This window comes from Priestia abyssalis, assembly GCF_002019595.1.
Lineage (GTDB): Bacteria > Bacillota > Bacilli > Bacillales > Bacillaceae_H > Bacillus_BA > Bacillus_BA abyssalis.
Genome location: NZ_KV917369.1, coordinates 4,564,249 through 4,587,602 on the forward strand (window position 1 = coordinate 4,564,249; position 23,354 = coordinate 4,587,602).

General features: G+C 42.3%; 19 protein-coding genes. 2 read left to right on the forward strand and 17 right to left on the reverse strand.

What is annotated here, in order from left to right; genetic code table 11:
• Positions 1-33: 33 nt before the first annotated feature.
• From BK575_RS21790 to BK575_RS21845, 12 genes are all read right to left on the reverse strand, one after another.
• On the reverse strand, positions 34-834 hold the full coding sequence (locus BK575_RS21790) for a transporter substrate-binding domain-containing protein (protein WP_078413696.1): 801 nt from the start codon (positions 832-834) through the stop codon (positions 34-36).
• Positions 835-1,106: 272 nt separating this feature from the next.
• The gene (locus tag BK575_RS21795) at positions 1,107-1,544 is read right to left on the reverse strand and encodes a BrxA/BrxB family bacilliredoxin (RefSeq protein ID WP_078413697.1); all 438 of its coding nucleotides are present in this window, start codon (positions 1,542-1,544) and stop codon (positions 1,107-1,109) included.
• Between the two features lie 189 nt (positions 1,545-1,733).
• On the reverse strand, positions 1,734-2,789 hold the full coding sequence (gene meaB, locus BK575_RS21800; protein WP_078413698.1) for a methylmalonyl Co-A mutase-associated GTPase MeaB: 1,056 nt from the start codon (positions 2,787-2,789) through the stop codon (positions 1,734-1,736).
• Positions 2,701-4,908: a methylmalonyl-CoA mutase gene (gene scpA, locus BK575_RS21805; protein ID WP_078413699.1), complete on the reverse strand. Its 2,208-nt coding sequence runs from the start codon at positions 4,906-4,908 to the stop codon at positions 2,701-2,703. The genes meaB and scpA overlap by 89 nt, the downstream gene beginning before the upstream one ends.
• Positions 4,909-6,984 carry a methylmalonyl-CoA mutase family protein gene (locus BK575_RS21810; protein ID WP_078413700.1) on the reverse strand — a complete coding sequence of 692 codons (2,076 nt, stop codon included), beginning with the start codon at positions 6,982-6,984 and terminating at the stop codon, positions 4,909-4,911.
• Between the two features lie 150 nt (positions 6,985-7,134).
• Positions 7,135-8,409 carry a dihydrolipoamide acetyltransferase family protein gene (locus BK575_RS21815; RefSeq protein WP_078413701.1) on the reverse strand — a complete coding sequence of 425 codons (1,275 nt, stop codon included), beginning with the start codon at positions 8,407-8,409 and terminating at the stop codon, positions 7,135-7,137.
• Between the two features lie 17 nt (positions 8,410-8,426).
• Positions 8,427-9,410 carry an alpha-ketoacid dehydrogenase subunit beta gene (locus BK575_RS21820; RefSeq protein ID WP_078413702.1) on the reverse strand — a complete coding sequence of 328 codons (984 nt, stop codon included), beginning with the start codon at positions 9,408-9,410 and terminating at the stop codon, positions 8,427-8,429.
• 13 nt (positions 9,411-9,423) lie between these two features.
• Entirely contained in the window at positions 9,424-10,413 is a 990-nt protein-coding gene (locus tag BK575_RS21825; protein ID WP_139368088.1) for a thiamine pyrophosphate-dependent dehydrogenase E1 component subunit alpha, read from the reverse strand.
• Between the two features lie 23 nt (positions 10,414-10,436).
• On the reverse strand, positions 10,437-11,858 hold the full coding sequence (gene lpdA, locus BK575_RS21830) for a dihydrolipoyl dehydrogenase (protein ID WP_078413704.1): 1,422 nt from the start codon (positions 11,856-11,858) through the stop codon (positions 10,437-10,439).
• A 17-nt stretch (positions 11,859-11,875) separates the two neighbouring features.
• The gene (gene buk, locus BK575_RS21835) at positions 11,876-12,985 is read right to left on the reverse strand and encodes a butyrate kinase (RefSeq protein WP_078413705.1); all 1,110 of its coding nucleotides are present in this window, start codon (positions 12,983-12,985) and stop codon (positions 11,876-11,878) included.
• A 41-nt stretch (positions 12,986-13,026) separates the two neighbouring features.
• Positions 13,027-14,130 (reverse strand): branched-chain amino acid dehydrogenase, encoded by a 1,104-nt coding sequence (gene bcd, locus BK575_RS21840; protein WP_078413706.1) that lies wholly within the window; start codon positions 14,128-14,130, stop codon positions 13,027-13,029.
• A gap of 274 nt (positions 14,131-14,404) precedes the next feature.
• Entirely contained in the window at positions 14,405-16,477 is a 2,073-nt protein-coding gene (locus tag BK575_RS21845; RefSeq protein ID WP_078413707.1) for a sigma-54 interaction domain-containing protein, read from the reverse strand.
• Positions 16,478-16,687: 210 nt separating this feature from the next.
• On the opposite strand from BK575_RS21845, the gene BK575_RS21850 reads away from it, so the two are divergent.
• On the forward strand, positions 16,688-16,933 hold the full coding sequence (locus BK575_RS21850; protein ID WP_078413708.1) for a DUF2627 domain-containing protein: 246 nt from the start codon (positions 16,688-16,690) through the stop codon (positions 16,931-16,933).
• 50 nt (positions 16,934-16,983) lie between these two features.
• Here BK575_RS21850 and BK575_RS21855 read toward each other — a convergent pair whose 3' ends face one another.
• The gene (locus BK575_RS21855) at positions 16,984-17,727 is read right to left on the reverse strand and encodes a glycerophosphodiester phosphodiesterase (RefSeq protein ID WP_078413709.1); all 744 of its coding nucleotides are present in this window, start codon (positions 17,725-17,727) and stop codon (positions 16,984-16,986) included.
• A gap of 128 nt (positions 17,728-17,855) precedes the next feature.
• Here BK575_RS21855 and BK575_RS21860 point away from each other — a divergent pair, with 128 nt between their 5' ends.
• Positions 17,856-18,008 carry a YycC family protein gene (locus BK575_RS21860; RefSeq protein ID WP_078413710.1) on the forward strand — a complete coding sequence of 51 codons (153 nt, stop codon included), beginning with the start codon at positions 17,856-17,858 and terminating at the stop codon, positions 18,006-18,008.
• Between the two features lie 196 nt (positions 18,009-18,204).
• Here the strand turns inward: BK575_RS21860 and spo0A are convergent, their stop codons facing one another.
• The 4 genes from spo0A to ahrC all read right to left on the reverse strand — a co-directional run bounded on the left by spo0A (position 18,205) and on the right by ahrC (position 23,177).
• A complete protein-coding gene (gene spo0A, locus BK575_RS21865; protein WP_078413711.1) occupies positions 18,205-18,996 on the reverse strand; it encodes a sporulation transcription factor Spo0A in 792 nt (263 codons plus the stop codon).
• 249 nt (positions 18,997-19,245) lie between these two features.
• Positions 19,246-20,532: a SpoIVB peptidase gene (gene spoIVB / locus BK575_RS21870; RefSeq protein WP_078413712.1), complete on the reverse strand. Its 1,287-nt coding sequence runs from the start codon at positions 20,530-20,532 to the stop codon at positions 19,246-19,248.
• A gap of 452 nt (positions 20,533-20,984) precedes the next feature.
• Positions 20,985-22,712, reverse strand: coding sequence for a DNA repair protein RecN (recN, locus tag BK575_RS21875; RefSeq protein WP_078413713.1), 1,728 nt, complete (start codon positions 22,710-22,712; stop codon positions 20,985-20,987).
• A 15-nt stretch (positions 22,713-22,727) separates the two neighbouring features.
• Positions 22,728-23,177, reverse strand: a complete 450-nt coding sequence (gene ahrC, locus BK575_RS21880) for a transcriptional regulator AhrC/ArgR (RefSeq protein WP_028394826.1) — start codon at positions 23,175-23,177, stop codon at positions 22,728-22,730.
• Between the last annotated feature and the right edge of the window lie 177 nt (positions 23,178-23,354).

Below are 23,354 nucleotides of genomic sequence, written 5' to 3' on the forward strand. Positions count from 1 at the left end.
CGACCCATTCCTCTCTCTCCGTCAATGTTTGGCTTATTGCTCGCCGCCAAACCATTTCACGATTAATTTATCTACTTCGCCGTTTTCTTTCATTTCATTTAACACACGGTTGAAGTCTTTTGTTAGTTCGCTTCCTTTAGGAAAAGCAATCGCTGAGCCTGCTTCTTCCTGATTTTCATCTTCAATGACAAATCCGGTCATTTCTTTATCTTGTTCAAAGAAACCTTTCGCCACTGTATCTTCAATGATTGCAGCATCAAAGCGGCCTGATTTCATTTCTTGCACTAATTCTGGAATTCGGTTGCGGTTTTCAATTTTAATGTCTACCTGTTCTTTAATTTCTTCCGCTTTTCCTTCTTGGATAGAACCTACTTGTACGCCTACCGTTTTTCCTTTTAAATCTTCCAGCGTCTTAATACCGCTGTCTTTTGGTGTGACAATCATATGTTTTGCCTCATAATAAACATCTGAAAAATCAACATTCTGTTTGCGTTCTTCTGTCGGTGTCATACCAGCTAACACAAAATCCACCTTGCCTGCTTGAATGGCAGGAATTAGTCCGTTGAAATCAATATCTTGCACTTCGACTTCGTAGCCAAGCTCTTTTGCGATTGCTTTTGCCAAGTCTACGTCAAAACCGATAATTTCATCGCTTTTTGCCGTATCAATGTATTCAAACGGCGGGTAATCCGCAGATGTACCCATTTTTAATACCTTTTTATCTTCTGTCTTTTCTCCTTCAGCCCCATTTGCTGAATCGTCACTTGTGCCGCATGCCGCCAGCATTCCGATCACAAGCATACTCATCATGATCAATGACAGCCATTTTTTCATGACTTTGCCCCCTAGATCTTTTTAAATTTTTTTAAAATTCAATAATATTATGAAATAAGTTTCTCACTATTGCAAGCATCATTTTAACAAACATATTTTTATTCAACAAAATGTATTTTATCACATACTTATAATTATGCAAACCCATTTTTAAATATAGATTAACCATATTATCGTATGAATATTACTATTCCAAAAAAACAAAAACCTTCTTCCGGATTTATCCAATAAAAAAGGACAGTTGCTCCTCATTAAGGGGCAACTGTCCTTTTTTACACTTCTTCACAATATTGATCAAAGGCCTGTTGAAGCTTTGTAACGACAGACATTGGATCATGTCCTTCAATTTCATGGCGCTCCACCATCGTCATTAGCTTGCCATCTTTTAATAAGGCAAAAGATGGGGAGGATGGCGGGTAGCCAACGAAATGATCGCGAGCATGCGCTGTGGCTTCTTTATCTTGTCCTGCGAATACCGTCACTAAATGGTCTGGACGCTTATCATAATGAACAGCATGGGCTGCAGCCGGTCTCGCAATTCCGCCTGCGCATCCGCAAACGGAATTGATCATCACAAGGGTCGTACCCTCTTTTTTGAACGCTTCTGCTACATCTTCCGGTGTTTTGAGTTCTGTATAGCCAGCGGCTGTAATTTCTTGACGCGCTTGTCTTACAATATCATTCATGAATAAATTGAAATCAACATTCATCTTGAAAGCCTCCTCTATATTTGCGTACTATCATCATACCAAGGATACGGAAGCATTTTCAAACAAATAATCTTTTTTAAAAAGAGGTTTAAACTTTTTTCTTCCCGGCAATAATAATAGTACATCTAAATCCATACCCCTAAACTCCCATAAAAAATAAGGTTATGCAGCTGCATAACCTTATCTTTTTTATTTTTCTTGTTCGTATGCACGAATAAGACGGTCAGCCGCCTCGGACACGGTCATTTCTCTATTCATCATTTTCGTTTCTACCATCGATAATATTCTTTTTATGCTTTCGTTTCCATAAAACGAAGCATATAAATAATCTGAAACCATTGCTTCAAGCCAACCCTTCATCTGCTTGTCTCTTTTCTCTGTCCAAAAGCCATGTTGACGACAATATGTTACATACTGCTGAATGCTGCTCCACACTTCCTCAATCCCTTCTTTATAAAGGGCGGAACATGTAAGCACCTTCGTGTCCCAGCCTTTTGTTGTCGGCTGAAGAAAATGTAAAATGGTTTCATATTCTTGTTTCGTCGCCCATGCTTTTTTCAAGTTATCTCCGTCTGCTTTATTGATACAAATTACATCAGCCAGCTCCATAATGCCTTTTTTCATGCCTTGAAGCTCATCTCCCGCTCCGGTTAACGCGAGAAGCAAAAATAAATCGACCATATCTTTTACAATCGTTTCTCCTTGCCCAACCCCTAATGTTTCGACAATGATGACATCAAAACCAGCGGCTTCGCAAAGCAGAATCGATTCTCTCGTCTTTCGGTGCACTCCTCCAAGCTTTCCCTGAGAGGGAGAAGGTCGAATAAAAGCTTGGGGGTGACGGGAAAGCTCTTCCATTCTCGTTTTGTCTCCCAAAATGCTCCCGCCTGTAATGGTGCTGCTTGGGTCAACAGCCAGTACTGCCACTTTATGGCCCAATCCGCATAAATATATACCAAATGCTTCAATAAACGTGCTTTTTCCTGCACCTGGCACCCCTGTAATTCCAATCCTTACCGACTTCCCGGCATGTGGAGCAATCCCTTTTAACACATCCTGTCCTTTCTGAAAATGACGGGGAGCATTGCTTTCGATTAGCGTAATGGCCTGTGCGAGCATCGCTCGATTATGTTGCAAAACACCTTCTACATACTCCTCAACCGTTTTCTCTTTTCTCATCATGCCACTCCGTTTCCTCATACCCAATTCGTTTTTTGATTTCAAGCAGCACTTGTTTGGCGGCATTCGGAATAACGGTACCAGGGCCAAAAATTGCCGATGCCCCGTTTTGCAGCAAAAACTCGTAATCTTGCTGAGGAATGACTCCCCCTACCACGACGACAATATCTTCACGTTCATGTTTTTTCAACTCTGCAATTAATTGTGGCAATAAAGTCTTATGCCCTGCGGCCAGCGAGCTCATTCCAATGGCGTGAACATCGTTTTCTACTGCTTGAATGGCCGTTTCTTCCGGAGTTTGAAACAGCGGTCCGATATCAACGTCAAACCCCAAGTCGGCAAAAGCAGTAGAAATGACTTTCGCTCCACGATCATGCCCGTCCTGCCCCATCTTGGCAATCAGTATTCGCGGCCGGCGTCCCTCTTCTTCTGCAAATTTCACTGTTATCTCTTGTACCTCTTTAATTTGCTCTTCGTATGCAAACTCCGAGCTATACACTCCACTAATAGAGCGGATTGTCGCAGTATGCCGCTTGGCGACCTTTTCAATCGCTTCCGAAATTTCTCCAAGCGTTGCTCTCGCACGGGCAGCTTCCACCGCTAAAGCCAGTAAATTGCCTTGGCCCGTCCCTGCCGCTTCCGTAATGGCTTTCAACGTTTCTTCTACCCGGTTATAATCTCTTGAAGTCCGAAGCTCTTCCAGCCGCTTCATTTGCTTCAGGCGTACAGCCGTATTATCAATGTCTAAAATGTCGAGCGGCTGCTCATTTTTCACTCGATATTTATTGACTCCAATAATAATCTCTATTCCCGAATCGATTTTCGCTTGACGTCTGGCCGCCGCTTCCTCAATTCTCATTTTCGGAATTCCCGTTTCAATAGCTTTAGCCATGCCCCCAAGCTGCTCGATTTCCTCCATATGTGCCCATGCACGGTTCAGGAGCTCATTTGTCAATGATTCTACATAATAAGAACCGCCCCATGGATCAATGACATTGCAAATCCCCGTTTCATCTTGTAAATACAACTGAGTATTTCGGGCAATTCTCGCCGAAAAATCGGTCGGGAGAGCAATCGCTTCATCCAATGCGTTTGTATGCAGTGACTGTGTATGGCCAAGTGTCGCCGCCAATGCTTCTAAGCATGTCCGAATCACATTGTTATAAGGGTCTTGTTCCGTTAAACTCCAGCCTGACGTTTGGGAATGTGTGCGTAGGGCGAGTGATTTCGAGCTTTTGGGATTGAACTGCTTCATGAGCTTTGCCCATAAGAGGCGTGCCGCTCTCATTTTTGCCACTTCCATAAAATAGTTCATGCCGATTGCCCAGAAGAATGACAACCTTGGAGCAAACGAGTCAATATCGATTCCTGCTTTTAAGCCTGTCCGAACATATTCCAATCCATCTGCCAAAGTATAGGCAAGTTCAAGATCAGCAGGGGCACCTGCTTCCTGCATATGATAACCAGAGATGCTGATGCTGTTAAACTTCGGCATATTTTGAGAAGTATACTCGAAAATATCCGCAATGATGCGCATCGACATATCAGGAGGGTAAATATACGTGTTTCGTACCATGTACTCTTTTAAAATATCATTTTGAATAGTACCTGAAAGCTGCTCCAGTTTGACCCCCTGTTCTTCTGCTGTCACAATGTAAAAAGCCATGATTGGCAGTACCGCTCCATTCATCGTCATGGAAACAGACATCTGATCGAGCGGAATGCCATCAAATAAAACTTTCATGTCCAAAATAGAATCAATGGCAACACCGGCCTTCCCCACATCTCCCACAACCCTTGGATGATCAGAGTCGTAGCCGCGATGGGTCGCCAAATCAAACGCAACAGACAACCCTTTTTGACCGGCAGCCAAATTACGACGGTAAAACGCATTACTTTCTTCGGCCGTCGAATAGCCGGCATATTGTCGAATCGTCCATGGCCGATTCACATACATCGTGGAATACGGTCCTCTTAAAAACGGCGGTATTCCAGGAAGAAATTGGGGAAAATGAAGGGAGTCAATATCTTCTTTTTTATAAAGGGCCTTCACATCGATTTGCTCATTTGTTTGAAACATAAGTGCATCATAGTCGGCGGATGTTTCTTTTTGCTCTTCTTTACCTCCTATACCATCTGATTCTTCATAAAATGAAATTCGGTTAAAATCAGGTTTCTGATACATTCAATTCACCTCCAGGTCATTCATTAATTCACTTAAGAGCAAAAATGCGTTTGTATTCGGTTCAATGATCCCCTTAGCTCCATTGTTGATGAAAGCCTTCCGCCGCTCCTTCACCTGTTTTCCGCACACATATATATGGTTATGAGCAGATGCAAGCTCGTGGATGATTTCAATCCCCAACTCTTCATAAAGTTCATCCGTTCCACATAGAATCCATATGTTTCCTTCCTGCTCATTGCACCATCGGATGGCTTCATGAACCGAATAAAGAGAATGGCTTTGATCCACGATAAATCCTCCTGATTCAAAGAAAGAGCGAGCGAGATCAATTCTCGTCTTGCATTCTTTTTCATGGCCAAGAACCAAAAGATGAACAGTTGCTGGCAGTGAGTATTCCATCCGCTTTTCTACTTTTTCTCTTAACTCCTCAAACTCCATGCTTTTTCGCCAGTTTGAAACAGGTTCAATCGTTTCTCGAACTGAGAGTTGTGTCATGTATTCCGTCAAAGTCCCAATGGTCGCGCCTTTTAAGAAAGCCTCCTTAAATGCTTCTATAGAGACATGCTCTACGGTTAGAGGTTCATCCAAAACAGCCTGCAATTGACTGACACGCTGTTCGTGAAAAGAAACATCATCAAATTTGTCCCTGTCATGTAAACGCTCGTTCACTTGTGTATAATGCGTAATGCCGACTACACGCTTCACACGTGTTTCAACGTCTTTCTTTCGCTTGTTAAGTACATCCTTCAACTGACATTGGATAAACTGCTGCTTCAACGCTGCTGACATGCCGCCTTTTCCTTCAATTTGCTGAAATAAATGCCAGGCCCTTTCTGCAAGTTCGGTCGTTAAAGATTCCACATACCATGAACCTCCGGCCGGATCAATTACTTTTGTCAAATACGCTTCTTCACTTAAAATAAGTTGAGTATTGCGGGCAATTCGCTGTGAAAATTCATTGGAAGGCTGAATAAGAGTATCGAATGGGGTAACGTGCAGGCTGTCTATTCCCCCAGCCACTGCAGCAAACGCTTCGACTGTCCCCCGAATCATATTCGTATAAGCGTCATACTTTGTTTTAGTGGTGCGGGATGTTTTCGCATGAATGTAAGGTGTATATTGGTCACTTTCCCCTCCAAAAGCGGCAAGCATTTTCGTCCACAACATTTTGAAGGCACGGAGCTTGGCAGTCTCCATGAATAATTCGGAGCCTACTCCAAACGTAAACGAAAAATGGGGTAATACTTCTTGGAGTGATAACCCTTCTGTCAATAAAGCATCAATATATTCCACTGCTGTTGCAATGGCGAAAGCGAGCTCTTGAACAGCGTTCGCTCCTCCGTTATGGTATACCTCTGTATCTATTACAATTGTTTTAAGTCTCGGAGCATAATGGTTCGCCCACTTTATCGTCTCTGACATGTATTTATACATGCACGAAATGGACAGCGGTGAAGAGCCGGCTTCCGCTAAAGAAGCAAGCGGATCTGTTCCGATGACTCCCTCTATATCTTTCATCGAAAATCCTTTTTTATCAGTATAAGCTGCCATTAATGACAAGAGGGGTAAAACCGTAAAGTTCGTGACCATATGAAGAGGTGTTTGTTCCAAGGGAATATCCTTCAATAATTCCTCTATATCTTGCAAACAACTAACCGGAACGCCGTTACCTACTTGTTCTAAAGAGGCTTTATGGGAATCCAGCCCCCGTTTGGTCGCTTCATCGAATTGAATCGCCAGCATCGTCTGACCTCTTGTTAAAGCGGACACAGCCAACCGATTTGTTTCTTCAATTAACGGATGATTGATTTCTTGGGCAACCTTCCACGCTTTTTGTACATAGCCTGTTTGACTGCTTCCCCTTACAAGAGATCCTTTACCAGGCAAATCATTAATATGTATGGACGAAGACACATCTCTCGCTAAATAAAGCGGTTTCAAAACAATTTCTTCATAGGTGTTTGTGTGAAGTGAGGTAACACTCTTCCCTTTTAACGTTCGTTCTACTTCTTTCTCCCACTCTTCCGTACTTACGGCAGCAAATTCATCAAATGATACTCCGCCTGTTGGTTTCATCACATGTCCCCCTTTGCCTCCGATTAATCAGAATAGTTAAAAATATCCTGTACTTTCATCTTAATATAACCGCGCTAAAATTATCAACGAGCAAATTAAGAAAAGAGGATGAATCAACAGGTATAAAGAGCATACCTGTCGATTCATCCTTCAGTAAATAGAAGTGCGGTCAACTGAAATCGCTTCGATAATTTCTTTTACCCTCGCTAAGAATTTCCCGCAAACTAATCCATCCAGGACGCGGTGATCAAGGGACAAACATAAGTTGACCATATCCCTTACGGCAATCATGCCGTTATTCATGACGACAGGGCGCTTTACGATCGACTCTATTTGTAAGATGGCGGCCTGTGGATAGTTAATGATTCCCATGGATTGAACAGATCCGAACGAGCCTGTATTATTGACCGTAAATGTCCCTCCCTGCATATCCTCAGGGTGCAGCTTGTTGTTTCGCACTTTACCGGCCAATTCCGATATTTCACGTGCAATTCCTTTAATTGTTTTCTCATCAGCGTGCTTAATGACCGGAACGAATAAAGCATCCTCTGTTGCTACTGCAATTGAAATATGAATATCTTTCTTTTGGATAATCGTATCGCCTGCCCACATCGAATTGATTTGCGGAAATTCCTTTAACGCTTGAGCGACCGCTTTAACGAAGAAGGCAAAATAAGTGAGGTTAAACCCTTCTTTTTTCTTGAACTCATCTTTAACAGCATTTCGGTATTCCACCAAATTCGTTGCATCTACTTCTACCATCGTCCAGGCATGTGGAATTTCGTGCTTGCTTCGCAGCATATTGGACGCAATCGCTTTTCGAACACCCGAAACTGGAATTTCCGTATCCCCATTCTGTAATCCTGCTGCAGGAGCGGCAGACAAAGGTTGCACCTGCGCTATATCCTGAACGGAATTTCGCTGGACAGGCTCTGCTTGTGCTGCCTGTTTGAAATTCTCGGCTGCCGCCGGAATTTGGCCCGTTTCTATAACTTTCAATATATCCTTCCTCGTAATCCTTCCGCCCGCTCCCGTTCCTTCTATTTGCTCCAAATCCATGGAATGTTCTTGTGCCAGCTTTAGTACAGCAGGAGAATACCGGCGCTTTTGGGATGTATCCTTTTGTTCTTCAGTCTCTTTTGTCTCTTCTTGCTTTTGTTCGACAGAAGAAGGCGATACACTTCCCTCCACTTCCATCAAGCAAATCACTTCTCCCACTGCCAATGTATCACCTTCTTGGGCAGTCAGTTCCTTAATGATCCCTGAAAAAGACGAGGGAACTTCTGCATTCACCTTATCCGTCATGACTTCAGCGATGGGGTCATATTTATTGACGCGATCTCCGGCTGAAACGAGCCACTTGCTTATCGTTCCTTCCGTGACGCTTTCTCCAAGCTGAGGCATAGTGAGTTTTTCAACAGCCATACGTAAAACCTCCCTTGTTAAAACTCTGCTAATTCACGCATTGCTTTTTCTACTTTCTCAGGATTGACCATAAAGAATTTTTCCATCGTAGGAGCGTATGGCATGGCTGGAATATCAGGACCAGCCAACCGTTGAATCGGCGCATCCAATTCAAACAGACAATGTTCGGCTATAATGGCAGCCACTTCGCTCATGATGCTGCCTTCTTTGTTATCTTCCGTTATGAGCAATACTTTCCCAGTTTTAGAAGCCGCTTCAATAATCGCCTCTTTATCCAATGGATAAACCGTGCGCAAATCAAGAATATGGGCAGAAATTCCGTCAGCAGCAAGTTTTTCTGCCGCTTGTAACGCAAAGTGCACACATAATCCATATGTGATGACGGTAATATCCTCACCTTCACGTTTTACATCTGCTTTGCCGATTGGCAATACATAATCACCTTCGGGAACTTCCCCTTTAATTAATCGATAAGCCCGTTTATGTTCAAAGAATAAAACAGGGTCTTCATCTCGAATGGCCGCTTTCAGTAATCCTTTCACATCATAAGGGGTAGAAGGCATCACGATCTTCAAACCCGGCTGGTTGGCAAACATCGCTTCAACGGATTGGGAATGATAAAGAGCCCCGTGCACCCCGCCGCCATACGGTGCCCGAATGGTAATGGGACAATTCCAATCATTGTTGGAGCGATAGCGGATTCTTGCTGCTTCTGATACGATTTGGTTAACAGCCGGCATAATAAAATCGGCAAATTGAATTTCGGCGATCGGACGCATGCCATACATCGCCGCTCCAATGCCAACCCCTACAATAGCGGATTCGGCTAATGGGGTATCTATGACCCTCTGTTCACCAAATTGTTCATATAGTCCGTTTGTGGCTTTAAATACGCCGCCCTTTCGCCCGACATCCTCCCCAAGTACAAATACTTGAGAATCTCTTTCCATCTCTTCTCTTATAGCCATCGTGACAGCATCTATATATGAAATAACTGGCATCCTCTTCTCCCCCTCACTCTGCATAAACATGTTTTAATGCATAGTCGGCTTCTGCATATGGTGCGCTTTCCGCATGATCCGTCGCTTCATCCACCATACTTGCCACCTTCTTCATTAACGCCGCTTCCTTTTCATCCGTTAACACTCCGGTCTCTTTTAAATAAGAAGCAAATTTTCCAATCGGATCATTTTGTTTGGCTTCCATGCGCTCTTCTTCCGCGCGGTAGGCACGGTCATCATCATCGCTTGAATGAGCCGTAAGCCGATACGATACAGCTTCAATCAAAGTCGGGCCCTCTCCTCTTCTCGCACGATCTGCCGCTTCTTTGACAGCTTGATAGACTTCCAACGGATCTGTTCCGTCGACCGTAATTCCCGGCATCCCATATCCGATGGCACGATCAGACACTTTTTCGCAAGCGAGCTGCTTTTCAATCGGAACTGAAATGGCGTATTTATTATTTTCACACATGAATATCACAGGAAGTTTATGAACACCGGCAAAGTTGGCTCCCTCATGGAAATCTCCTTGGTTTGAGGACCCTTCACCAAATGTAACAAAACTGACGAGGTCCTTCCCTTCCATTTTCGCTGCGAGCGCAATGCCGACTGCATGTGGAACTTGCGTCGTAACAGGAGAAGAACCTGTCACGATCCGGTATTTTTTGCTGCCAAAGTGCCCCGGCATTTGCCGTCCTCCCGAGTTCGGATCCCCAGCCTTCGCAAATCCGGACAGCATGATATCTCTCGCTGTCTGGCCAAATGTTAAGACGACCCCCATGTCCCGATAATAAGGAAGAACATAGTCTTTTTCTTTATCCAACGCAAAGGCAGCTCCCACTTGAGCCGCCTCCTGCCCCTGGCAGGAAATGACAAACGGAACTTTCCCCGCTCGATTCAATAACCACATGCGCTCATCGATTTTCCGGGCTAACAGCATCGTTTCAAACATATTGATGACTTGCTCATCCGTTAATCCAAGTTCCTCATGACGTTTTACCATCGTCATCTCCTCCTTAAGTCCCTTTAAAAATGAATTGATTTCCCATCAACGGCCAGCGCTGCTTCTCCTATCGCTTCCGATAAGCTCGGATGCGGGTGAATAGTGTGTCCAATTTCCCAAGGAGTTGCATCCAACACTTTAGCAAGACCCGCTTCAGAAATCATATCCGTCACATGCGGACCAATCATATGGATTCCTAAAAGATCTTGTGTGTCCCGATCGGCAATTATTTTGACAAATCCCTCTGACTCTCCATGGATAAGGGCCTTCCCAATGGCTTTGAAAGGGAATTTTCCCACTTTTACCGAATAACCTTTCTCCGTCGCTTCTTGTTCCGTTAATCCTATGCTCGCCACTTCTGGACTGCTGTAAACACACTTTGCAATCATTTCATACTTTAAAGGCAGCGTTTTTTCTCCCGCCATATGCTCCACAGCCACTATTCCCTCATGTGCCGCAACATGGGCAAGCTGCATTCCGCCTATTACATCGCCAATGGCGTAAATATGCGACTCTTTCGTTTGATAAAATGAATTGGTTTGAATAAATCCGTTCTCAATCATGATATCTGTATTTTCAAGTCCGATATTCTCGATATTTGCCTGCCTCCCGACAGACACAAGCAGTTTATCCGCTTTGACTTCTTTCATTTCTCCTTGAACTTCAGCTTGAATGATAATTCCGTTCTGAATTTGCAAAGTATCGGGAAGTACCTTTGCATTCGTCATGATGGCCACACCTTTTTTCGTTAACAGCCGCTCCATCTCTTTTGAAACCTCATAATCCTCTGTCGGTAAAATACGGTCACTGTATTCCATAACAGTGACATCCACATCGAAATCCCGCAGCATTGAAGCCCATTCAATGCCAATCACCCCGCCGCCTGCAATCGCAATGGAGGAAGGAAGCTCAGACATTTGCAGCGCCTCATCTGAAGTCATCACATATTGTCCATCTATCTCTAGCCCAGGTAATGTCCGCGGTCTGGAACCCGTTGCAACTAGAACGTTTTTCGGTAAAATCATCTGATTTTCTTCTCCGCTGTTCAATTCAACCGAAATCGTGCCAGGCATGGGAGAAAAAATCGAAGGGCCCAAAATTCGCCCAATCCCTTCATAGACATCAATTTTCCCTTTTTTCATAAGGTACTGAATTCCGTTATGGAGCTGATTGATGATAGACTGCTTTCTTTCCTGGACTTTCGAAAAATCCAATTTCACAGACTCTGTCATTACCCCGAATTCTGCTGCCCGTTTTGTGGCAGTGTACACTTCGGCGCTTTTTAAAAGTGTCTTACTTGGGATGCAGCCGTTGTGTAAACACGTGCCTCCTAGATGTTTTTTCTCAACGACCGCTACGGTTAAACCAAGCTGGGCTGCACGAATCGCTGCCACATATCCGCCTGTTCCCCCACCGAGAACGGCCAAGTCGTATTCCACTGTCATAACACAATCCCTCCTTATCACTGAAATACTGTCGTGTTCACCTTATTTTCTGTATAATGTTTTACTTGTTCCTTACCAAACAGTACGCGCAAGGCACCTTCTGCAAGGGCCTGCAACTCATTTTCACCCGGATGGACGGTAACATCAGCAATCCAATTCACTCGGTCTATAATAAGGTGTACGAACGACTTTGCATGTGCTAAATCGCCTGTCAATATGATGGCATCCACTTTTCCGTGAATAGCTGTACTTGCTGCTCCAATCTCTTTGGCAATTTGATACGCCATACCCTCGAATACAATTCGGGCCTTTTCATTTCCTGAATCAATCATTTTCTCTACTTTCCGTATATCCGATGTGCCTAAATATCCTGCAAGTCCCCCTTGCCCGACAAGCATTTCCATCACTTCATTATGATAATAATTACCAGAGTAACAAAGAGCTACTAAATCTCCTGCCGGAACCGTACCTGCACGTTCCGGACTGAATGGACCATCTCCATGCAATCCATTGTTTACGTCAATTACTTTGCCGCGCTTATGCACGCCGACAGTGATTCCGTCCCCCATATGAACAACGATTAAATTTAAGTCTTCGTATCGTTTATTTAGTTCTTTTGCTGTACGCCTTGCGGCCGCTTTTTGATTCAAGGCGTGAAAAATGCTTTTTCGTTCAATGACAGGTATACCCGATAAGCGGGCATACGGCTCCAGTTCATCCACTACCACAGGGTCAACAATAAAGGCGGGAATATTGAGTCCTGAAGCGATTTCGTGAGCAATGATTCCTCCTAAATTGGAAACATGCTGTCCTGCATATCCCCGCTTTAAATCACTTATCATAAGCTCATTCACTTCATAAGTGCCGCCTTCAATCGGTCTTAACAATCCTCCGCGTCCGCATACGGCATCCAGTTTGGAAAGATTAATCCCTTCACAATCAAGAGCCTGGAGAACTGTTTCTTTTCTAAAAACATACTGATCAATAATCGTTTTATACTTGCTTAAGTCACCGCTGTCATAATGAACCGTTTTCTCAAAGATGAGACGTTCATTTTGAAAAACCCCCATTTTAGTAGACAAAGAACCTGGATTAAGCGTCAGGATACGATAATCTTTCGTGTCCAACTTTAAACCTCCTAAGTCGTAAGATACATCCGCAAACGATGTTAACTATGTCGACGGCGGCTCAAAATGTGATGGTTGTTTTGCAAAAATTGACTGCGTGAATTTCTCATTCGTTCAATTCGTTCTTCCGCTAATCGATCTGCGGCGGCATATGTTGGAATTCCGTCCCGTTTCGCAATCTCCATCACACGTTCAATGTTAGAATAGATTCCTTCAACCTTTTTTAAAGCACGTTCATGATTATAGCCGTACAGTTCATCTGCCACGTTGATGACTCCTCCAGCATTAATGACGTAATCGGGAGCGTAAATGATTCCCATCTCATGAATGAGGTCTCCATGACGGGTTTCTTTTAATTGATTATTGGCTGCCCCTGCAACCACTTTCGCTTTTAGCTGCGGAATGGTCGTATCATTAATGGTCGCTCCCAATGCGCATGGAGCATAAATATCACAATCCACTCCATAAATATCGTTTGGATCGACAGCTGTTGCCCCGAACGCTTCCACAGCGCGTTGAATGGCTTCTTTCTGGATATCTGTCACAATAAGCTTAGCCCCTTCTTCATACAAATGTTTGCAAAGGTTAAACGCAACATTTCCTACTCCTTGTACAGCAATAACTTTTCCTTCAAGGGAGTCTGTGCCAAACGCTTCTTTGGCAGCAGCCTTCATCCCCTTATAAACTCCGTAAGCCGTAACGGGAGATGGGTTTCCTGAAGAGCCAAACGCAGGAGAAACTCCTGTGACATAATCGGTTTCCTGATAAATGATGTCCATGTCTTCTACCGTTGTACCGACATCTTCGGCTGTAATGTAGCGGCCGTTTAACCCTTGAATGTAACGTCCAAACGCCCGAAACATTTCTTCATTCTTCTCTTTTCTGGGGTCACCAATAATGACTGTTTTTCCTCCTCCCAAGTTCAATCCCGCAACGGCATTTTTATACGTCATCCCTCTTGCCAAACGAAGGGCATCTTCAATGGCCGCGTCTTCTGATTCATATGTCCACATCCTCGTCCCGCCAAGAGCCGGACCTAATGTCGTATCATGAATCGCAATAATGGCTTTTAGCCCTGACTGCTCATCTTGACAAAAAGCCAATTGTTCATAATCATATTTTTCCATGTATTTAAAGATTTCCATTTTCATTCCTCCTGGTTGTTGTGATTGCTTGATGTCTTAGCTGTACACATAAAATTAAAATTTCTTCGATTGTCCTAAGTTTTGAATGGAGATTTTATTGACCGTTCATGCAGGATAGCTTGAACATACATTCATCGGGAGGTGATGCCTGTTAGAGCCAAATAATCTGTATTACTCACATTACTAATCATGCAAGAAGAATGCCAAACTACTAATACACTCTTATCATGTTTCCACCTAAAAAAAGCATGCAATAAATTGCACAGTAAGCAATTTATTGCATGCTTTTTTCTTCAATTTGATATTTCTCAAGCTTATAATACAAAGATCTGATTGAAATCCCCAAATGGCGGGCCGTTTTTGTTTTATTTCCATTATGTTTTTTTAGTACTTCCTCAATAATAGACGCTTCATACTTTTCAATTAAAGATGCCAGTGTCTCTTCCCCTTCAATAGAGGCATTCTCCCCTGCATGATTTCCTTGTTCCTTTACAAGAGTTTGCAACGGCGGGATATGGTGGACGTCAATCCATAATTCGCTGTAATTCATATAAATCATCGCCCTGCCTAACACGTTTTCCAATTCTCGGACATTTCCTGGCCAATCATATTTTTGCAACAGCTGAACAGCTTCTGTTGTAACCCCCTCTACACGGCGTCCATAGTCTTGATTGATCTTCGTAATTAATCGAAGAGCAATCTGTTCGATGTCTTCCTTATGATGTCGAAGAGGAGGAATGAAAATAGGAATTTTATTGAGCCGGTAATATAAATCCTCCCTTATTTCTCCAGAAACCATTCCCTTTTCTAAGTTTACATTTGTCGCGGCAATAATTCGCACGTTAATGGAAATGGGTGTCGTCCCTCCAACGCGGACGATTTCGCTTTCTTGAAGAACCCTCAATAATTTCGCTTGCATGTGGGCCGATAATTCACCAATTTCGTCTAAAAAAATGCTGCCGTTATTCGCTTCTTCAAATAACCCTCTCTTTCCGCCTCGTCTAGCCCCCGAAAATGCTCCCTCTTCATATCCAAACAGCTCGCTTTCCAATAAAGACTCTGAGAGCGCTGCACAATTTACCCGCACAAATTTGTTATATTTTCGATCACTCGCATTATGAATGGCATGTGCAAACAATTCTTTCCCTGTTCCCGATTCTCCACGCAACAACACCGTCGCCGGAGTATTAGCCGCCATTTTCGCTTGTTCTACGGCGATCCGAAACTCTTCTGACGTTCCAATAATATCTTCAAATGAGTATTTTGCTTCAAGTGTCCGAATAATTTGCCTCGCCCGGTTCAATTCATTCGTTAATAATTGAATTTCTGACATATCGTGGATAACGCCCACGCTTCCTTTCAACTTCCCGTCGACGATGATAGGAGCAACATTCACGATGACATCTTTCCGTTTCGGCCCCACCTTCATTCTTGCTCCTCGCACCGGCCTTCTTGTTTTCAATACTTTCATATGCATGCTTTCCCCTTCGGAGATGTCTGTTGCAGCCGGTTTCCCGATAACATCTTCTTCTCGGAGACCCGTTAACTTCGTATAGGCGGGATTAATCAAAATTCCTCTTCCTTGTTCATCGACAACGGAAATCGCCTCTTCAGATGACTGAATGATCGCCTCAAGCATCGTCTGAATTTCTTTTAAATTTGTCAGTTCCTCTGCCAAATCCACTACTTCCGTAATATCTTTAAAAATGGAAAACGCTCCAAAAAGCTTGCCTTCTTCATCTACCATCGGTATGCGGGAGGTGATGATTTTCCGTCCATTTTGCAATAAAAATTCTTGGTTGCGGTCGCCGTTCCTTGTTTGTAAGACAGCCGGTAATTGACTGCTTGGAATACAGTCATGAATGTGCTTGCCAAGAACTTCTTCTCTCCGGCAGCCGATCATTCTTTCGGCTCCGTAATTAAAAAGGGTGATAATTCCCTCTTGATTGATGACAATCATCCCATCATGTGTAGAGTTAAAAATAAGGTCATGCTTATAAGACTCATCTTTTAATACACGAATAAGCGCTTCTTTCTCTTCCATCAACACAGCCGTACTGTAGACCACTTCTCTTGGAATCAAAATCATCTTCTCATGACGCTCTTGCTGCAATTCCTCAAAGATTACCGGACTTCCCGTCGCCTCCACGACAATGTCTATCTGCTCATTTAGAAATGACCGCCAGTCTGTTCCCGTCACGATATTGTATTGCCGGGCCGTTTGCATCCCAGGGGCATCTTCATCTCGATCTACTATAGCACATACTTTCATCGCTTCTGTTTCAAGCATGATTTTCAAAATCGCCAGACCGCACTTCCCCGCTCCAATAATTAATACTTTCCGCATAATGCACCACCTATCGTATCGTCCATACAAATTTTATATCATGATAGTGTTTCAAAAAGCGGCTTGACAAATTTCTTCGTTCTTATATGATTCAGTTGAAGGATATTTTTTAGTACGTATTCAAAAAGGGAGAATAAAACGGTCGAGAAGTTCGACATCATTTTTCCAAGACTTTTTGAACAACCTCTTTATGAAAGGATTTACTGACTCATGATTAGAATCATTGCCCTTCTCGTGCTCCTCATACCAGGGGCTTTCGCTGCATATGGAATTAAATTAATGAGAGATATGGTATTCGGAATTCTTCAACCCCCATTTACCTCTCTTTTCTTCCAATTTATCGCAGGATTTCTTTTATTCCTGCTAGGTCTCGGTTTTGTAGCCGGATTTATTCTTCATCGCGATCGTAAGCAGAATAAAGTTCAAACAAAGTTTCAAAAAAAGAGACCGTTATGATTTTGCCCCGCATTAAGGGGCAGTAAGACCCCCACTAATGGAAGTTTCCTTTATAACCGTCTCTTTTTTGATTTGTCCGTTTTAAAAAATTTTACGGCTTTTTCTGGATAATCCGTAATCAATGCATCGCATCCAAGATCATACAGCTTCTTCATCACGGCAGTGTCGTTTACTGTATAAGGACGGACAGACAGCCCTTCACTATGGGCTCCATAAATCACAATGTCATTTACCGTCCGGTAATTGGGGTGCAAACTCTTTACCGACATATGTTTAGCATAGCGCCATGGCTCAAACATTTGCAGCGAATATAAAACAGCCGTTTCAACCGTAGAATCAAGACTTACAACACGAGCCATGCTATTGTGATTAAAAGAAGATAACACAGCGGCATCTTTCATGTTCAATTTGTACAGTAAATCCAGTACCTTCATTTCAAGATAAGGATATTCGAATACATTATTCTTTAACTCAATATTTACTTTTAAAGAAAGGCCAGCCGCCCATTCTAATACTTCGTCCAAAGTCGGGATTGGGCACCTACCGTACTTTCCCTTAAATTTGTAGCTCGCATCTAATTTTCGAATTTGGGGGTACGTTAAGTCTCGCACATATCCGGTCCCGTTTGTCGTCCGATCCACCGTTTCATCATGAATAACAATAAGCTCGCCATCCTTGGACATATGTACGTCCAGTTCAATCCCATCTGCCCCTGATCGGGCGGCCTCCTGAAAGGAAATCATCGTATTTTCAGGAAATGTTCCCGCTGCCCCTCGATGCCCATAAATCTCCACATTGGTCAACCCCTTTTCATTTTACATTCATATGATACTTTTTTCTTTTTATCTTATAAAATCCTTTTCTTTTACAAAATTTTTGCTATACTTACATGTACATTTTACAATTGAAAGGAAGATAACGTATGAGACCTTTGCAGCTTTCTCCCGAAACAGCCGTCAAGTTAGCGGAAGCATTAAAGATTCCCTTGGAGCAATTAATGCATATGCCTCAACACATTTTATTGCAAAAAATGGCTGAGCTTAACCAAAAAGAAGAAGAAAAAGGTGAGTCGTAAGGCGAAATGGTTTTCTTCACTTCGCCTTACGACTCACCATCAACAGAACCATCATAAAAACTCCCAAAAAATTTAGGAGTTTCCATAACGATTTATTTGGTTCTAAAACAGTTCTTTCGTTGAAATCTCCTGTTTCAATCAGATAGATACCTTCTTTGACTTGACTATTCTTTAACTCGACTTATTCCTTACCGTTTCAAGAAGCTTTATGTTCCAAGCGAAGTTTATCCGCTACCATTGCAATGAATTCAGAATTCGTCGGCTTCGCTTTCGTCATGCTGACGGTATAACCGAAAAGCGATGAGATGGAATCAATGTTTCCACGGCTCCATGCCACTTCAATTGCGTGGCGGATCGCTCGCTCCACACGGCTTGCTGTTGTATTGTATTTTTTCGCAATATCCGGATACAGCACTTTTGTGATGGATCCTAATAACTCGATGTCTTTATAAACCATTGAAATGGCTTCACGTAAATAGAGATACCCTTTAATATGAGCAGGCACTCCAATCTCATGAATAATGCTTGTAATATTGGCATCGAGGTTATTCGATTTTCCTTCACGAGATACTTTCACTGCTGATGTCATGGAACGTCTTACAACCGGTGATGACTTGCCGCTGACCTGTCTAATATGGTTGACAAGATTCTCCATGTCAAATGGCTTTAAAATAAAGTAAGATGCGCCCAAATCAACTGCTTTTTTCGTTACATCCTCTTGACCAAAAGCCGTTAACATAATGACATTCGGATAATTTTCCTTTTTCATCTCTTTCACTTGGCCCAATACTGCCAATCCGTCTAAATGAGGCATAATAATATCAAGAACAAGCACGTCTGGGTCTTTATCTCTTAACATGGATAAACATTCTTGACCATTATAAGCAACTCCGATAACTTCCATATCATCTTGGGCTGAAATATAATCTTCTAGAAGTCCGATTAACTCTCTGTTGTCATCCACTAAACAAACCTTTATTTTTTTCACAACAGATTCCTCCTCATCCCTGTAATCCTCGCATTTATCCTATCTTTTATTCTAAATGATGATTTCGACAATGCAACAAATTTTCCTTTATTTTTTTTGAAAAAAGTAAATTACTTGAAATTACTACTATTTTCTCCGTTTTTATCCATTTTTCGACTCACATTCTTTTTAATTGCTGAAAGTTTTTTTAGAAAAATAAAAATCACTTTATTATACACGGAAAAAACAGAAAGAAAAAGACGAACTCTTTTAGCTCGCCTTTTTCGAATTTTGTTTGTAGATATCAATACCCGCTTCGTTCAACATCCATTCAATATGAACCCCATATCCGGAAGTCGGATCATTTACGAATACATGTGTAACAGCACCGATTACTTTACCATCTTGAATGATAGGACTGCCGCTCATGCCTTGTACGATTCCTCCCGTTTTTTCAAGCAACTCAGGATCCGTTATTTTAATAACCATTCCCTTTGTAGCAGGGAATTTTTGAGGAACGGTGCTTATGATTTGAACATCAAACTCTTCCACCTGATCATTATTCACGACCGTCAAAATGGTCGCCGGCCCTTCTTTCACTTGATGGGATAAAGCAATTGGCATTGGTTTATCTAGCTTTCCATTTTGAATGTGCTGATTAAGCCTGCCAAAAATGCCAAAAGGACTGTTTCTTGTAATATTGCCAATAATATTTTTATCCGTTGAAAATCTTGCAAGCTTTTCACCAGGAACCCCGTTGCTTCCTTTTTCAATCGAGGTAACGGTTGATTTAACGATTTGACCGTCTTCTACTACAATCGGCTTTTTTGTATCCATATCAGAAATGACATGGCCCAGTGCCCCGTATTTTTTAGAAATAGGATCATAAAACGTCATTGTGCCAATTCCTGCTGCTGAATCACGAATATACAAACCAATGCGATAAGCATATTCTTGTTTGTCTTTAAGAGGGAAAAGCTTTGTGCGAAATTCTTTTTGATCGCGTACAACGACGAGATTTAACGGTTTTCCCGTCTTGCCCGCCTCTTGAATAAATGGAGTGATATCACTCATTTTTTCGATTTTCGTTCCGTTGATAGTCGTAATCATGTCCCCGACTTGAATACCGGCAATTTCACCAGGCGATTTCTTCCCTTCTTTTGTATCAACCTGATGATAGCCTACCACCAATACACCGCGGGAATTGAGACGCACCCCTATAGACTGCCCTCCCGGAATGACCTTAAAATCCGGCAGCACATCTACATTTACTTTTTTCACTGGAATTCCTGCCATTTCAAGCATTAGCTCTTCTTTACCGAACTGATGACCCGATATCGTAAGCTCCGCTTTGCCCTCTTCATCGACTTCATACACATGTTGATCTTGAGGGTGTGCTGTAACAGGTAATGTGCTGGAAACTATTTCAGTCTGCCCTTCAAATAATACAATGTTCTTTGGAATATTGACGTAGTGACGAACGCTTGGAAAAAAGCCTAAACTTATGAGCGAAACAAGGAGAATAACGCCTATGATTTTTCTGTATCTATTTAGCATTTCTTTTCATTCACTCTCCTCGCTTCCTACCCCACACCATCCATTTATGGCTACATTTTTAATGTTGCCTTCTTCGCTCTCATTTATAACTACAATCGAGGTAAAAACGCTATGAAGGAAAGGGAACTTAAAAGAAAAAATTATTCCTTCCAAGTTCCCCTATTATGTGTAGAATTGTTACACTTATCCATTTAAGAGGCTGTTCAAAAAGTCCGGGAAAAATGACCATCGAAATTACTTGTACAGGACGTACTGATCCGACGTTGGCGCGATTGACGTGGCGGCTCTTAGTCGGGCTTCATAAGCTTGTCTCTCCGCTACTCACGTATTAACAGCATATCCTCGAAAAAGAAGAGCACTTTTCCTGCGTGCGATGAAGAATCGTAAGAAGCTTTCCTTTGTGCTCGTGACGGCGCTTCCTTGAACTTCTCGGTCCTTTTTGAACACACACTTTAAGATGTTTGCTTCATTTGGGATGCAAGCGATAACAGTTCTTTTGCATGTTCTTTCGTTAAATCAGTAATTTCAACGCCTGCAATCATACGGCCGATTTCCCGCACTTTTTCCGCTACATCAAGAGGTTTGATGGATGTTTTTGTGCGTTCGCCAATGACCTCCTTGGAGATGAACAAATGCGTATCAGCCATAGCAGCCACTTGAGGTAAATGCGAAATGCACAGTACTTGAGAACCGCATGCAATATGATAAATCTTTTCTCCGATGGATTGGGCCACTCTCCCGCTCACTCCTGTATCCACTTCATCGAAAATAATGGACGTTACACCTTGATGCTCGGAGAAAATACTTTTTAACGCCAGCATAATCCGAGAAAGTTCTCCTCCTGAAGCTACCTTTGCAAGAGGTTTAAGCGGTTCTCCCGGGTTTGTTGAAATATAAAATTCGGCAATATCAATGCCGTCTTTCCCAAATTTGACCGGCTCTCCGTCCAGAATCACATCATCAAATGAACCCGTTCTTTTAGAGAATTCAACATGAAATACCGTTTTAGCCATATAAAGTTCTTTCAGTTCTTCATGAATGCTGTCGACAAGCGTTTCTGCAAACTTCTTTCTCAAGCTGGAAACATGGTTAGCTTCTACCAACAAATCTTTGGCCACGCTCTCGAGCTCAGCTTTGATTTTCGTTACATGCGTATCACGGTTCTGAATGGTATCCACTTCATCTTCAATTTCGGCTGCATATGTTAAAATCTCTTCGACTGTTTGGCCGTATTTTCTTTTTAAATGAGTGATTTCATTCAAACGTGTCTCAATAAAATCAAGGCGCTTCGGATCATATTCTAATAAATCCAACTGTTGACGAATTTTATAGGACATGTCTTCAAGCTGATAGAAACTGTTAGATACGGTTTCTGCAATTTCCCCATATGTGGACTCTAGATTAGCAATTTCTTCTGTATGGTTCATCGCAAGACCGATCCAATCCAACCCTCTTTGTTCTCCATGAAGCGCATTATATGCATCTTGCAGAGCATGATAGATCTTTTCGAAGTTGGCGATCTTCATTCTCTCTTCCATGAGCTGCTTGTCCTCATTTGGCGTTAAATCCGCTGCCCTGATTTCCTCCAGCTGAAACTGGATTAAATCCAAGCGGTGAGCCATTTGCTGCTCATTTTCAGTTAATTTATCCAGCTGTTTTTTCAAACTGAGATATTTATCATATAAAGCCTGATACTCTGTTAACGCCCGTTCTATCTCAGCTCCTCCATATTGATCCAGCAGCGACAAGTGGCGGTCTTCATTCATTAAATCTTGATGTTCATGCTGACCATGGATATCCACTAACGTTTGACCAATTTCCCGTAAAATCGCCAATGTCACCAGCTTGCCATTAACACGGCAAACGCTTTTTCCATTTGTCGTAATATCCCGGCGCAGAACAATCATATTGTCCTCAATCTCAATTCCTAATTGCTCGGCCTTTTCACGACACGCCAGGTGGTGATCGTCTAAAAGAAACAACCCTTCAATTTCTGCCTTCGCCGTTCCATGGCGGACGAATTCTGCTGAACCTCTTCCCCCTACCAGTAGATGAATAGCATCAATAATAATCGACTTTCCAGCCCCGGTTTCTCCGGTCAAAACCGTTAGTCCTTTTTCAAACGAAACCGCTAAAGTTTCAATAATGGCAAAGTTCTTAATTGATAGTTCTGCTAACAAAGTAATTCACACCTTCTACAACATTTCTATAAAACGATCTGAAATAACTTTCGTATCTTCAGGAGTACGGCAAATAATTAGACAGGTATCATCTCCACAAATTGTCCCTAAAATCTCTTCCCAATCTAAATGATCAATCAATGCGCCAATGGCATTGGCGTTGCCCGGTAATGTTTTCATAACCAGCATATGTCCCGCTCCATCAATTTTTACAAATGCATCCATTAATCCTCTTTTTAATTTCTGCAAAGGATTAAAACGTTGATCGGCTGGTAAACTATATTTATAACGTCCGTCCAACAATGGAACTTTCACTAAATGCAATTCTTTAATATCACGTGAAACTGTTGCTTGGGTCACATTGAATCCCTGATTTTTCAAAATATCTACAAGTTCATCTTGTGTTTCAATGTCGTTGCTAGTAATAATTTCACGAATTTTAATTTGTCTTTGTCCTTTATTCATATGACACCTCACACTTTTCGTCAAATGCCTCACATATTTATGTTACTGAAATACCGTTTATAGTGCAATTTATTTCCTAAATTATTATTCACTATTATGCACAATTTGATTAATTGCTGGGGATATCCCCAGCAATTAATCAAATCAAAGGGGGGTGTCCCGAAACCATGGTTTCGG

Excerpts from the sequence above, each read along its gene's own strand:
- meaB (WP_078413698.1), bottom strand. The coding sequence starts at position 2,789 with ATGCCGCCAAACAAGTGCTGCTTGAAATCAAAAAACGAATTGGGTATG.
- BK575_RS21825 (WP_139368088.1), bottom strand. The coding sequence starts at position 10,413 with ATGGTAAAACGTCATGAGGAACTTGGATTAACGGATGAGCAAGTCATC.
- BK575_RS21845 (WP_078413707.1), bottom strand. The coding sequence starts at position 16,477 with ATGCGGAAAGTATTAATTATTGGAGCGGGGAAGTGCGGTCTGGCGATT.
- ahrC (WP_028394826.1), bottom strand. The coding sequence starts at position 23,177 with ATGAATAAAGGACAAAGACAAATTAAAATTCGTGAAATTATTACTAGC.
- scpA (WP_078413699.1), bottom strand. The coding sequence starts at position 4,908 with ATGTATCAGAAACCTGATTTTAACCGAATTTCATTTTATGAAGAATCA.
- spoIVB (WP_078413712.1), bottom strand. The coding sequence starts at position 20,532 with ATGCTAAATAGATACAGAAAAATCATAGGCGTTATTCTCCTTGTTTCG.
- BK575_RS21790 (WP_078413696.1), bottom strand. The coding sequence starts at position 834 with ATGAAAAAATGGCTGTCATTGATCATGATGAGTATGCTTGTGATCGGA.
- BK575_RS21810 (WP_078413700.1), bottom strand. The coding sequence starts at position 6,984 with ATGAAACCAACAGGCGGAGTATCATTTGATGAATTTGCTGCCGTAAGT.
- BK575_RS21820 (WP_078413702.1), bottom strand. The coding sequence starts at position 9,410 with ATGCCAGTTATTTCATATATAGATGCTGTCACGATGGCTATAAGAGAA.
- bcd (WP_078413706.1), bottom strand. The coding sequence starts at position 14,130 with ATGGAAATCTTTAAATACATGGAAAAATATGATTATGAACAATTGGCT.
- BK575_RS21795 (WP_078413697.1), bottom strand. The coding sequence starts at position 1,544 with ATGAATGTTGATTTCAATTTATTCATGAATGATATTGTAAGACAAGCG.
- BK575_RS21815 (WP_078413701.1), bottom strand. The coding sequence starts at position 8,409 with ATGGCTGTTGAAAAACTCACTATGCCTCAGCTTGGAGAAAGCGTCACG.
- BK575_RS21860 (WP_078413710.1), top strand. The coding sequence starts at position 17,856 with ATGAGACCTTTGCAGCTTTCTCCCGAAACAGCCGTCAAGTTAGCGGAA.
- lpdA (WP_078413704.1), bottom strand. The coding sequence starts at position 11,858 with ATGACAGTGGAATACGACTTGGCCGTTCTCGGTGGGGGAACAGGCGGA.
- BK575_RS21850 (WP_078413708.1), top strand. The coding sequence starts at position 16,688 with ATGATTAGAATCATTGCCCTTCTCGTGCTCCTCATACCAGGGGCTTTC.